A 12,870-nucleotide genomic window follows, 5' to 3' on the forward strand; every position below is an offset into this window, starting at 1 on the left:
GGCTTGTTCACGATCACTCTCCATTTGTCTATTTATCTAGACAACTCGACAGAGCCGTCGTTTAATCCTAGATCATGACGAAGGCATGACAGCTGCGCAGGAAAGGGAGGTCATCGATGGACATGCTGCCGCAGGGCGGGATTGACCGGGGAAGCGGCGTGGCGCTGTGGCGCCAGATTGCCGATCGTCTGCGACAGGCGATTGTCGACGGGGAATTTGGCGAGGAGGGGGCGATGCCGGGCGAAATGGCGCTGTCGGCGCGCTTCGCCGTCAACCGTCACACGGTGCGCGCCGCATTGGCGGGGCTGGTCGAAGAAGGGCTGATCGAGACGGTGCAGGGACGGGGCACGCGGGTGCGCTCGATCAAGCGCTATACCTTCCCGATTTCCCGGCGCACGCGCTTTTCCGAAGGGCTGGCCGGCCAGTTCCGCGACCGGCAGGTCACCGTTATCGAGGAGACGACGGTTCCGGCGAGCGAGCGGATCGCCGCTGAGCTGCGGCTGGCGCCCGGCCATCCCCTGCTGCGGCTCGTGCTGGTCTCAAGGGTCGACGGACTGCCGCTGTCGAACTCGACCAACTACTTCGATGCCAAGCGTTTGGGGCAGATGGGCGCGCAGGTGCGCGAGACCGGCTCGATCACCCGCGCCTATGCCGCGCTGGGGATCGCGGACTATGTCCGCCGCTCCACCGAGATTACTGCGCGTCTCGCCGACGAGCGCGAGCGCGCGCTTCTGGAGCTGAAGCCCGGGGCGGTGGTGATGGAGGCACGCGCCGTCAACGACACGCCGGATGGCGTGCCGCTGCAATTCGCCATCACCGCCTTTGCCGCCGATCGCGTCACCTTGAGCCTGGGCGCGCCGCTGGAGGAGCCAGCTTAGAGCAACGGACCGAAACGTGGTGTCAGGTTTTCGGAAAAATCCGACGCTCTGGGCTTCTGCTTTTCACCTGCTCAGGCGAAGGGCTCGATGGGGCTCTCCTGCGGCGGGGTGAACCAGGCGGGGCCGGCCTCGGTCATGTAGATATGGTCTTCCAGACGAATGCCGTAGCGGCCGGGGAAGACGATCATCGGCTCGTTGGAGAAGCACATGCCCGGCTCCAGCAGGGTCTCGTTGCCACGCACGACATAGGGCTCCTCGTGGATCTCCAGGCCGATGCCATGGCCGGCGCGGTGGGGCAGTCCCGGCAGGCGGTAATCCGGGCCGAGGCCCTTTTCCGCCAGCACCGCGCGCGCGGCGGCGTCCAGCGCCTGCATCGGCGCGCCCAGGCGGGCGGCGTCGAACACGGCCTGCTGTGCTGCCCGCTCGATGGCGAAATGGGCGGCGAAATCCGTATCCGGGCCATCGAGCACATAGGTGCGGGTGAGGTCTGAATGATAGCCGTCGATGCGCGTGCCCGTGTCCACCAGGATGACATCGCCCTTTTCCAGAACCTGCTCGCCCTCGGCCCCGTGTGGCAGCGCGGTCGCCTGGCCGAAGGAGACGATGCAGAAGGTGGAGGCATGGCCGGCCAGCGCCCGGTGCTGCTCATCGATGAAGCGCACGACGTCGGACGCGCGGATGCCCGGCGTCAGGATCGCATGGGCGCGCTTGTGCACTTCCAGCGTCAGCCCCATGGCATAGTGCAGAATATCGATCTCGGCCTGAGACTTGATCCGCCGCAGGGGGCGCATCAGCGGCCCGGCATTGACGAGGCGTTCGGGCGAAAGCACGGATGCCAGCGCATGATAGAAGAACAGCGGCATCGCATCGTCGATGGCCAGCAGGCCTTGGCCGCCGAGCAGCCGGGCGACAAGGGCGGCCGGGCTTTCCTCCTCCTGCCAGAGCGCGGTCCGGCCGGGCAGGTGCTGAAGCGTCTCGACCTTGCTCTCTTCGAAGCCGGGCACGATGTAGACGAGGTCCTGCGCCGTCACCAGCGCGCCGAGCAGCCGTTCGCTGCCATGCCAGACCAGCCCGGTGAAATAGCGCAGATTGTCCGTCGAGCCGAGCAGCAGGCCGGTCACGCCCGCCGTTTCCATGGCGGCGCGCAGGCGGGTCAGCCGTTCCAGGCGTTCCGCGTCAGTGATGAAGGCGGGGGGAGGGGCGAGCGTCATGGTCCTGTCCTGCACGTTGGTGGCCTCGGCACCTCGAAGGCCGAAGCAATGGTGCGCACCTTGTCACGGTAGACAGTTTGTGGACAAGCACTGCTGCCAAAAAATTCCGGACAGCGCCCTGCCGAAAGTGCCACAGCCCTGCGCCGGTCGATCCCAGGGATTCGGAGGCTCAGCCTTCTTCCCGCGTCAGCGCTTCCAGCGGGGCTTCGAGCAGGAAGAACAGCCCTTCCGGGCGATAGTCGATCCGCGCGGTGCCGAGAAAATAGCCGGCGAGCGCCCGCTCGATCAGCCGCGAACCGAAGCCCGTGGATTTGGGCGGGCAGACGGATGGGCCGCCCTGCTCCTGCCAGATGAACTGAAACGTCTCGACGGCATCGTCCTTCCGGGCCACAGTCCAGGCGATTTCGACATGGCCGGTATCGTTGGAGAGCGCGCCATATTTCATCGCATTGGTGGCCAGTTCATGCAGCGCCATGGCCATGGCCAGGGTACAGCGCGAGTTCAGCTGCAGCTTCGGACCGGAAAAATGCAGCCGGTCACCGCCATGGGTGGCGGCAATGCCCTCCAGAAGCGCATGCAGCTCCGCCCGGGCGCCATTGGCCGAATTGAGCTGGTCCTGCGATTCGGCAAGGGCGGTCAGGCGGGCGGAAAGCTTCTCGCGCGCCTCGTCGGCCGGCGTGTCCTCGCGGATCGTCTGGTTGGCGATCACCCGCACCAGCATCAGGATGTTCTTCACGCGGTGGCGCAGCTCCTGCGCCAGAAGCCGCTGCTCGTCCTCGCTCGTCTTCAGCTCGGTGATGTCGCGCGAGACCGACAGGATGCTTTCGGGCTGGCCATCCGGTCCGCGGATCGGCGAGACCTTCACGTCCCAGAATTTCGGCGTGCCCTTTGCGGTGTTGGCCGCGCCCAGAAAGCGCGAGCTGCGCCCCTCCTGCGCGGCCGCAATGGCATTGCGCGCCTCGACATTGCCGTCGCCCGCCCAGAAATCGGGCCAGGGGCAGCCGCGCAGCTTGTCGAAGTCGGTGACTTCCATCACGCGCTGCCCGCCCTCGCTCATGAACATCAGCTTCCCATCGAGCGACAGGATCTTGATGCAGTCGTCGGATGCTGACATGACAGCCTGCATGAAGCGGGCATTGCCGGCAGGATGATCGTCGTCGAATTGCGTTGGCAAGGGCCGATCCATATCGCTTGCAAGGCTCTGCCACGGGGATGTCACGTCCGCGATGCAGATTTCATATCACACAGAACAGCTCATATAGAAGCTTCTTTCATGAAAGCGAGTCGCCAGACACCTATTCTCTTCGCTTTCCTTTCCCTCTCTCATTTTTATCTCGCGGCGCTGGGGCCGGTGGCAGACAGGATTCCGTCCGAAGCCTCCTGTGCTTTCGCGCCGACGGCGGTATATGATAGGGGCAAGACATATCTGATGGGGCATGTCGGCGGCGCCGGCGATCCCTTTCGAGGCGCTGCCTCAACACTCGGGATCTCGCGCTGACGCTGCGGTTTCCCTTCGAGGTAGGATGCCGAAATGGATAAACCGCAAAAAGATCTGACGGACTGTGAGCGGGAGCCGATTCACATTCCAGGCGCGATCCAGCCGCATGGCGCGCTGGCGGTGCTCGATCCCGCAGATCTGACGCTGCTGGCCGCAAGCGCCAATCTTTCCGACATCCTGGGCTGCGAGGCGGTGATCGGCTCCAGGCTTGGCGGCGCAATCGGCGAGAAACTGGACGAGATCGCGCTCTGGCATGAGAGCGACCAGCCTTTCCTGCGCGTCATCGCCCGCGACGAACGGACGGTGATCACGGCGCATCGCTCCGAAGGGCTGATCGTGGTCGAGCTGGAACTCGCAAATGATTCCTCGGCCTTTTCCATCTTTTCGCAGCTGAACAATTTCGTCCAGGAGATTGCCGGCCAGCAGACCGTCACCGGCGCGCTCGATGCCTGCGCCCGGGTGGTGCAGATGCTCTCCGGCTTCGACCGGGTGCTGATCTATCGCTTCGACGAGGACTGGAACGGCCGGGTGATGGCCGAATCGGTCAACGACCGTCTGCCGTCCTATCTCGACCTGCGCTTTCCCGCCGGCGATATTCCCGCCCAGGCGCGGCGTCTCTACGCCCAGAACCGGCTTCGCTCCATTCCCGATGCCGATTACCGCGCCGTGCCGATCGAGCCCTCCGTCGATCCGCGCAGCGGCCAGCCGCTGGATCTGAGCTTCGCGCAATTGCGTAGCGTGTCTCCCGTGCATCTCGAATATATGCGCAGCATGGGAACGCGCGCCTCCATGTCGGTGTCGATCATGGTGGATGGCGCGCTCTGGGGCCTGGTCGCCTGCCATTCGGCCGCGCCACGCAATCTCTCGCCGATGCTGCACGATGCCTGCGATTTCGTGGTGCAGTCGCTTGCCATGCGCATCGGCGCACAGGAGCGGGCCGAGGATGCGGCCGCGCGCGAGCGGCTGAGTGCCATCGAGACGCAGCTGCTGACCGCCATGACCGGCGCGCCGGACTGGGTGGCGGGGCTGATGTCGGATCCCGACCGGCTGCTGGCCCAGGTCGGCGCGACCGGCGTCGCCATGCTGACCGAGGGACGGCTGGAAGTGGCCGGCGAGGTGCCGGACGACGACGCGATCGGCGCCATCGTCCACTGGCTGGATGCCCGCGGCGTCAGCGAGATCTACACCACCGACCGGCTGATGCTCGACATGCCGCAGGCAGAGGCTTTCAGCCGGATCGCCAGCGGTCTGCTTGCCCTGCGCATTTCGGACCTGACCTCCAACTGGCTGCTCTGGTTCCGCCCTGAAGTGATCGAAACCGTGACCTGGGCCGGCAATCCGCACAAGATCGTGCGGGAGGAGGGCCGTATCCACCCGCGCAATTCCTTCGAGGCCTGGCGCGAGCAGGTGCGCGGGCGTGCACTCGCCTGGAGCGAGGCGGAGCGGTCGGCCGCGCGCAATCTGCGCACCGCCATCGTCGGCGTCGTCCTGCGGCGCGCGGAAGAGATGGCGCAGCTGACGCGGGAGCTGCAGCGTTCAAACCGGGAGCTGGAAGCCTTTTCCTACTCGGTCTCCCACGATTTGCGCGCGCCCTTCCGCCATATCGTCGGCTTCGCCCAGCTCCTGCGCGAGCGCGAGGCGGATATGGATGCGAAGTCCCGGCATTATTTGCAGACCATTTCCGATTCGGCCCTTGCCGCAGGCCGCCTCGTGGACGATCTCCTGAATTTCTCGCAGCTCGGTCGTGCTTCTTTGTCCAAGAGCGCGATTGACATGGACAAGGTCGTCAACGAAGTCATGCGCAGCATCAATCTTTCGACCGAGGGAAGGAATATCGAGTGGCGCGTCTCGTCCCTGCCGCACACCTTCGGCGATCAGACACTGCTCCGGCAGGTCTGGTACAATCTGATCGACAATGCGGTAAAATATACCCGCCCGCGCGACCCCGCCATTATCACGATCCACGGACAGGAACACGACGGCAAGACCTGTTATACGGTCGAGGATAATGGCGTGGGTTTCGACATGGCCTATGCCGCCAAGCTGTTCGGCGTGTTCCAGCGTCTGCAGCGTGCCGAGGATTTCGAGGGGACAGGCATCGGCCTGGCCCTTGTCCGGCGCATTCTCGATCGCCACAACGGATCCATCACCGCAACGGGCGAAGTCGGCAAAGGCGCCCGCTTCACCTTCGCGCTTCCCCTTCCGCAAAAGAAAGGCCGTGCCCTTGTCTGAACTGCGCCCCATCCTTTTGGTCGAAGACAGTCCAAGAGACCTGGAGCTGACATTGACGGCGCTGGAAAAGTGCCAGCTCGCCAACGAGATCGTCGTGGCGCGCGACGGTGCCGAGGCGATCGACTATCTCTTTTGCGAGGGTGTCCATCGCGGCCGCCCGGCCGGCGATCCGGCCGTGGTGCTGCTCGACCTCAAGCTTCCCAAGATCGACGGGCTCGAGGTTCTCGAGCGCGTGAAGAAGGACCAGGACCGCAAGCATATCCCGATCGTCATGCTCACCTCCTCGCGCGAGGAGCAGGATCTGGTCCGCAGCTATGAGCTGGGCGTCAACGCCTTTGTGGTAAAGCCGGTCGAATTCTCCGAATTCTTCAAGGCCATCAAGGATCTCGGCGTGTTCTGGGGCATCCTGAACGAACCGCCACCAGGACAGCGCCGCAATGGCCGCCCATGAAAATTCCACGGCTGCGCGTCTTCTGCTGCTCGAAGACAGCGCGCTCGATGCCGAGCTGATCTGCGAATTCCTGCGCGATATCGTCCCGCCGCCGGTGATCGTCCGGGTCTCGCTGCGCGATGATTTCGCGGCGGCGCTGGCCGAAGGCGGCATCGATCTCATTCTGGCCGATTTCTCGCTGCCGGATTTCGACGGCATGTCCGCCTTGGACATGGCGCGCGAGCTGGCGCCGCATCTGCCCTTCATCTTCGTCTCGGGCGTGCTGGGCGAGGAGGTGGCGATCGAATCCTTCCGCCGCGGCGCCACCGACTACATTCTCAAGCAGCGGCTGATCCGCCTGCCGGCGGCCGTGGAGCGCGCGCTGGCCGAGGCGCGCGAAAAGGCCGAGCGCCTGCGGGCGGAGCGGCAGAAGGAAGTGCTGGTCCGCGAACTCAGCCACCGGGTTAAGAACACCATGGCCATGGTCATGTCGCTGGTGCGGCGCACGCTGGTGCGCGGACAGCCGGCTGAGGATTACGTTGCCAACCTGCTGCAGCGGCTCGGCGCCATGGCGGATGCCCATGCCCTGCTGTTCGAGACCAACTGGAGCGAGACCGACCTTCTCGAGGTCGTACGCCGCACCATGGAGCCCTATCTGCGCAGCGGCATCGGCCGCATTCCAACGCGCACCGGACCTGCGCGACTGGGCAATGGCGAGGCCGAGGAGCGCCGCATCGAAATTCACGCGGATGCATTCGTCCCGCTCTCGCCCAAGCCGGCGCTGGCGCTCAGCATGGTCTTCAACGAGCTGGCGACGAATGCCGTCAAGCATGGCGCGCTCGCCCATGAAGGCGGCCGCGTGGTGATCAGCTGGAACGAGGATGCCGGCGAGCCGGATCACGTCCGCATCATCTGGCGCGAGATCGACGGTCCCTCGGTCGAGCGGCCGGAGCGCGAGGGGTTCGGCACGACGCTGATCAAACGCAGCGTCGAATATGAACTGCAGGGCAGCGTCACGCTGAACTATCGCGCGACGGGATTCCTCTGCGAAATCCTGATTCCGAAGGTGATCGAACTCTGACGCGTTGCGCCCGAAAGGATCGAGCGTCGGTGCCGAGGCGCGTCAGCTGGCCTGCGTGCCGTTGATGAACACGGTCTCGATCAGGCTGGACAGCCGCGCGGCATTCCAGGGCTTGGGCAGAAGCGGCAGGCCGGACAGCCGGGCCTTGATCTCCGGCAGTTCGGCATAGCCGCTGCATACGATCAGCGGAATGCCGCGCTCCTGAAGCGCATCGATGACGGGGAAGGAAAACAGGCCGTTGAGATTGAGATCGACGATGGCGAAGTCAACGGCGGCCTTGCCCAAGGCCTCGAGCGCCCGGGTGATGGTGGAGAAGGGCCCGAGAACCGCATAACCCTCGTCCAGGAGAAAATCCTCCATGTCCATCGCCAGAAGACCATCGTCTTCCAGGACGAGAATTGTTTTCGTCTCCGGCATTCTTGCTCCTCTTTCGCACGCCGGGATCGACGGTGCTTTTCTTGCAGGCGCCGCAGGACGGTCTGTCGTCGTTCCCGTGATGCCGGCGCTCCCGGTTTTGCCCGGCGCGCGGATCCTCACATCAGCGCTCTCACCTAAGGCAAATGGGGGAAATATCCACCCCTGATCCGCCGCCGCGACGGGGTCAAGGCCATTGATTCTGTTCGATTCGCGTCTTGATCCCAGGACATCGGCGGCAATGCTTCTCAGGATTGCGGATTTTGCGCATCGTCCCTGTCGATCCGGGAAGCGCCCGTCCGCGCCGAGGGCTCGATGCTGGCATACATGCCCGTGGTGCGAAACTCCGTCGGGTTGGCGCCGAAATGCCGGCGGAAGACCTTGGCGAAATAGTTCGGATCGTCGAAGCCGCACAGGGCGGAAATGTCCTTGATCGACAGATCCGCCCGGGCCAGCAGTTTGGTGGCGCGCTGCAGGCGCCTGGACAGAACGAATTCCGCTGGCGGCATGCCCTCGCTGGCGGCGAAGACGCGGGAGAAATGCGCCCGGCTGAGGCCGGAGACCGCCGCCAGCTCGTCCACCGGCAGGGCGCGGTCGAGATTGTCCATGATGTGGGTGATGACATGCTGCATCGCCCGGTATTCCTGGCCGATGACGGGATGGGCGCCGAACACGTCGTCATAGAGCGCCATGGCCGCTTCATAGGCGATGGCCGAGGCCGAGCCGGGCCGGTCGGCGCCGCCCTGATGGATCAGCCGATGCGCGCAGCTGGCCAGATGATCGACGGTCCCGGGCTGCAGCGTCAGGATCGGGCCTGTCACGTCGAGGATGGCCTTGTGGATGCGCAGCGCCTCCTCGCCATTCATCGAGATCCAGAAGAATTCCCAGTGCCCGCCCTCTTCCAGCCAATAGCGATGGTTGTGCGGCACCAGCACCAAAAGCGTCTTTCCGGCCTCCACACGATAGGTCCGGTTCTCGTAGCGCAGATTGCCGGCGCCGGAAATCGTGTGCTGCAGAACGGTGAACGGCGTCTGGCCGCGCTTGCGCCCATCCCAGTCATAAAGGCCGCGATTGCGGATCTCATAGCCCGTGCTGGTGGGCATGGTGTGCAGGCTCTGGCGGCCGCGCGGCAGGGAAACCGTGCGCATCACAGGCCCTTCAGCCATCAAGGATTTGAGCATAGAATTACCCATGAAAGCACAAATGCCTCCTGTTCAAGCGCGGCAATCTTCGCATAATGCCGCCTCAGGGAGCAAGAGCCGCAGGAAATAGCCAAGTGCACGAGGAGGCCTGCCAAGGCCATTCACTAAGCGGCTCACAGAGGTTTGACGCAATTTTACCCTGAATCCGGCTGCAATGTTTGCGGGCGGAGCAGGACAGCGCGTGTCCGCAAGAGGAAGCCATGACTTCATTCAAGATTGCCATCATCGGCGCCGGCAGCGTCGGTTTCACCAAGAAGCTGTTTACCGACATTCTGTGCGTGCCGGAATTTGCAGAGATCGAGGTGGCGCTCACCGATATCAGCGAGCAGAATCTCGCCATGATCAAGACGATCCTCGACCGGATCGTCGAGGCCAACGGCCTGCCGACCAAGGTGACGGCCACCACCGACAGGCGAAAGGCGATCGAGGGCGCGCGCTACATCATCAGCTGCGTGCGCGTCGGCGGGCTGGAGGCCTATGCCGAGGATATCCGCATTCCGCTGAAATACGGGGTGGACCAGTGCGTGGGCGACACGATCTGCGCCGGCGGCATTCTCTATGGCCAGCGCAACATCCCCGTCATCCTCGACTTCTGCAAGGACATCCGCGAGGTGGCCGAGCCGGGCGCGAAGTTCCTCAACTATGCCAACCCCATGGCCATGAACACCTGGGCGGCGATCGAATATGGCAAGGTCGATACCGTCGGCCTGTGCCACGGCGTGCAGCATGGGGCCGAGCAGATCGCCGAGGTGCTCGGCGTCAAGGACGGCGAACTCGACTATATCTGCTCGGGCATCAACCATCAGACCTGGTTCGTCGATCTGCGCGTCAACGGCCGCAGGATCGGCAAGGACGAGCTGATTGCCGGCTTCGAGGCCCATCCGGTGTTCTCCCAGCAGGAAAAGCTGCGCATCGACGTGCTCAAGCGCTTCGGCGTCTATTCCACCGAGAGCAACGGCCACCTGTCAGAATATCTGCCCTGGTATCGCAAGCGGCCGGAAGAGACGGCGCGCTGGATCGACATGTCCGACTGGATCCATGGCGAGACCGGCGGCTATCTGCGCCACTCCACCGAAACGCGCAACTGGTTCGAAACCGAGTTTCCCCGCTTCCTCGACAGCGCCGGCAAGCCGATCGATCCGGCCAGGCGCTCCAACGAACATGCCAGCCACATTCTCGAGGCGCTGGAAACGGGGCGCGTCTATCGCGGCCATTTCAACGTCAAGAACACCGGCGTCATCACCAACCTGCCGGCCGACGCCATTATCGAATCGCCCGGCTTCGTCGATCGGTTCGGCATCAACATGGTCTCCGGCATCACGCTGCCGGAAGCCTGCGCGGCGACCTGCCTGTCCTCGATCAATGTCCAGCGCATGTCGGTCCATGCGGCGATTTCAGGCGATATCGATCTGCTGAAGCTGGCCGTGCTGCATGATCCGCTTGTCGGCGCCATCTGCACGCCGGAAGAGGTCTGGCAGATGGTGGACGAGATGGTGGTGGCTGAGGCCCGCTGGCTTCCGCAATATGCCCATGCCGTGGACGACGCCAAGGCGCGGCTGGCCAAGGGCACGGTCAAGACCCGCGACTGGGCGGGTGCGGCCCGCCGGGCCGTGCGCTCGATCGACGAGCTGCGTGCGGAAAAGCTCGCCGGCTAAATTTATAAATGCCCGTCCGTCCGGTGCTTGGAGGAGCGAGCCGGGCGGGCGGACCCTCACAGAGATCATCAGGAGGAGGCCGGGCGTCCCGACAGCGACGTCAGGCCGATGAACCACGGGAGAGAGTTGAACCATGACATTTCGCGGCCTGACCTTCGCGGCCTCGCTCGCGCTCGGCGTTTCGACGCTGGCGCTTGCAGCCTCCGCTTCCGAACCCACCACCGTGCCCGAGCCGCCGCCATTCCCGGCCCAGGGCAAGATCACCTTCGTGCCGCGTGATTCGATCCTCGAATTCAAGAAGCTCCCCGCCTATCAGGAGCCGGGCTGGGTCACGGAGAAATATGTCAAGACCGGCAAGCTGCCGCCCGTGGCCGAGCGCCTGCCCGAAGAACCCATGGTCTTCAAGACCGGCAACATGCCCGACGGCATCGGCGTCTATGGCGACACCATGCGCCATGTGATCGGCGGCCGTCCGGAAGGCTGGAACTATTCCGCCGGCCAGACCCAGGGCTGGGGCGGCATCGACATCGCCATGTCGGAATGCCTGACGCGCACCGCGCCGCTCTACCAGGTGGAGGCCAAGGACATGGAGCCGCTGCCGAACCTGGCCAAGAGCTGGACCTGGTCGCAGGACGGCCACAAACTGACCATGAACCTGGTCAAGGGCGCCAAATGGTCCGACGGCGTGCCCTTCACCGCCGATGACCTGATGTTCTACTGGGACGACAATGTCGTTGATCCCAATGTAAGCCCGCTCAACGGCGCCACCCGCGAGACCTTTGGCGAGGGCACCGAGCTGAAGAAGATCGACGACTACACCGTCGAATGGACCTTCAAGGACGCCTTCCCCAAGCAATATCTCTACGCCATGGCCTATGGCACCTTCTGCCCCGGCCCGGCGCATATTCTGAAGCCCCAGCATCCGAAATATTCCAAGAACACCTATAACCAGTACCGCAACGCCTTCCCGCCGGAATATATGAACATGCCGGTCATGGGCGCCTGGGTGCCGGTGGAATATCGCCCTGACGACATCATCGTCCTGCGCCGCAACCCCTATTACTGGAAGGTGGACGAGCAGGGCCATCAGCTGCCCTATATCGACGAGCTGCATTACAAGCTCTCGACCTGGGCCGACCGTGACGTGCAGGCGATTGCAGGGTCCGGCGACTTCTCCAACCTCGAACAGCCGGAAAACTTCGTCGAAAGCCTGAAGCGCGCGGCCTCCGAGAGCGCCCCCGCCCGTCTCGCCTTCGGCCCGCGCATCATCGGCTACAATCTGCGCATGAACTTCTCGGCCAATGGCTGGGGCGATCCGGATGCGCGCATGCAGGCCGTGCGCGAGCTGAACCGCAACGAGGATTTCCGCAAGGCGGTGACCATGGCGCTGGACCGCAAGAAGCTGGGCGAAAGCCTGGTCAAGGGCCCCTTCACTGCGATCTATCCGGGCGGCCTCTCCTCCGGCTCCAGCTATTACGACCGCCAGTCCACCGTCTACTATCCCTTCGACCTCGAAGGCGCCAAGGCGCTGCTCGCCAAGGCCGGGCTGAAGGACACGGATGGCGACGGCATCGTCAACTATCCCAAGAACATCATGAACGGCGCCGATGTCGAAATCGTCCTGCTCGCCACCTCGGATTACACCACCGACAAGAGCCTTGCCGAAGGCGTGATCGGCCAGATGGAGAAGCTGGGCCTGCGCGTCGTGCTCAATGCGCTCGATGGCACCAAGCGCGACGCCACCCAGGCCGGCGGCCGCTTCGACTGGATGATCCGCCGCAACGACCAGGAACTGACGGCCGTCGTGCAGAACACCTTCCAGCTTGCCCCGACGGGCCCGCAGACCAGCCCGCATCACCGCGCCGGCAAGGACGGCAAGGTCGATCTCATGCCGCATGAGAAGGAGATGGTCGAGACCGTCAACGCCTTCATCCGCTCCAGCGACAATGATGAGCGGGCCAAGCTGATGAAGCAATATCAGAAGCTGGTGACCACCCATGTCGATACGGTCGGCCTGACCGAATATCCGGGCGCGCTGATCATCAACAAGCGCTTCTCCAACGTTCCCCCGGGTGCGCCGATCTTCATGTTCAACTGGGCGGAAGACACGGTTCTGCGCGAGCGCCTGTTCGTGGCCGCCGACAAGCAGGGCGACTACCAGCTGTTCAAGGACCAGCTGCCCGGCAAGCCGGGGACCAAGGGGCTCTTGAACTAAGCCCTGACGCGGCCGGCGCCGTCGCGAAAGACAGCGCCGGCCTCGTCCCCGTCT

Annotated in this window: 10 protein-coding genes; 6 read left to right on the top strand and 4 right to left on the bottom strand. The window is 64.1% G+C overall.

The features are described 5' to 3' along the window. The first annotated feature begins 116 nt into the window (after positions 1–116). Positions 117–878, top strand: coding sequence for a phosphonate metabolism transcriptional regulator PhnF (phnF, locus tag BJF92_RS01155; RefSeq protein ID WP_245294624.1), 762 nt, complete (start codon positions 117–119; stop codon positions 876–878). Between the two features lie 71 nt (positions 879–949). Here phnF and BJF92_RS01160 read toward each other — a convergent pair whose 3' ends face one another. Both BJF92_RS01160 and BJF92_RS01165 read right to left on the bottom strand, forming a co-directional pair. After that, positions 950–2,089 carry a M24 family metallopeptidase gene (locus tag BJF92_RS01160; protein ID WP_075632933.1) on the bottom strand — a complete coding sequence of 380 codons (1,140 nt, stop codon included), beginning with the start codon at positions 2,087–2,089 and terminating at the stop codon, positions 950–952. Positions 2,090–2,258: 169 nt separating this feature from the next. Next, entirely contained in the window at positions 2,259–3,263 is a 1,005-nt protein-coding gene (locus tag BJF92_RS01165) for a sensor histidine kinase (RefSeq protein ID WP_158032174.1), read from the bottom strand. Positions 3,264–3,620: 357 nt separating this feature from the next. Between BJF92_RS01165 and BJF92_RS01170 the strand changes: the two genes are divergently transcribed. Genes BJF92_RS01170 through BJF92_RS01180 form a run of 3 tightly spaced genes read left to right on the top strand, consistent with a single transcriptional unit; the run spans position 3,621 to position 7,330 of the window. Then, complete coding sequence (locus BJF92_RS01170; protein WP_075632935.1) at positions 3,621–5,819, top strand: ATP-binding protein; 2,199 nt, start codon at positions 3,621–3,623, stop codon at positions 5,817–5,819. Next, positions 5,812–6,270: a response regulator gene (locus BJF92_RS01175; protein WP_075632936.1), complete on the top strand. Its 459-nt coding sequence runs from the start codon at positions 5,812–5,814 to the stop codon at positions 6,268–6,270. The genes BJF92_RS01170 and BJF92_RS01175 overlap by 8 nt, the downstream gene beginning before the upstream one ends. Then, positions 6,257–7,330, top strand: coding sequence for a sensor histidine kinase (locus BJF92_RS01180; RefSeq protein WP_075632937.1), 1,074 nt, complete (start codon positions 6,257–6,259; stop codon positions 7,328–7,330). The genes BJF92_RS01175 and BJF92_RS01180 overlap by 14 nt, the downstream gene beginning before the upstream one ends. Before the next feature lie 42 nt (positions 7,331–7,372). On the opposite strand, the gene BJF92_RS01185 is transcribed toward BJF92_RS01180, so the two are convergent. Continuing rightward, the gene (locus tag BJF92_RS01185) at positions 7,373–7,747 is read right to left on the bottom strand and encodes a response regulator (RefSeq protein WP_075632938.1); all 375 of its coding nucleotides are present in this window, start codon (positions 7,745–7,747) and stop codon (positions 7,373–7,375) included. A gap of 245 nt (positions 7,748–7,992) precedes the next feature. Then, the gene (locus BJF92_RS01190; RefSeq protein WP_075632939.1) at positions 7,993–8,937 is read right to left on the bottom strand and encodes a helix-turn-helix transcriptional regulator; all 945 of its coding nucleotides are present in this window, start codon (positions 8,935–8,937) and stop codon (positions 7,993–7,995) included. Positions 8,938–9,146: 209 nt separating this feature from the next. Here BJF92_RS01190 and melA point away from each other — a divergent pair, with 209 nt between their 5' ends. Continuing rightward, the gene (melA, locus tag BJF92_RS01195) at positions 9,147–10,601 is read left to right on the top strand and encodes an alpha-glucosidase/alpha-galactosidase (RefSeq protein ID WP_075632940.1); all 1,455 of its coding nucleotides are present in this window, start codon (positions 9,147–9,149) and stop codon (positions 10,599–10,601) included. A 133-nt stretch (positions 10,602–10,734) separates the two neighbouring features. Then, positions 10,735–12,816 (top strand): ABC transporter substrate-binding protein, encoded by a 2,082-nt coding sequence (locus tag BJF92_RS01200; protein ID WP_075632941.1) that lies wholly within the window; start codon positions 10,735–10,737, stop codon positions 12,814–12,816. Positions 12,817–12,870 lie beyond the last annotated feature (54 nt).

This window comes from Xaviernesmea rhizosphaerae, assembly GCF_001938945.1.
Classification (GTDB): Bacteria; Pseudomonadota; Alphaproteobacteria; order Rhizobiales; family Rhizobiaceae; genus Xaviernesmea; species Xaviernesmea rhizosphaerae.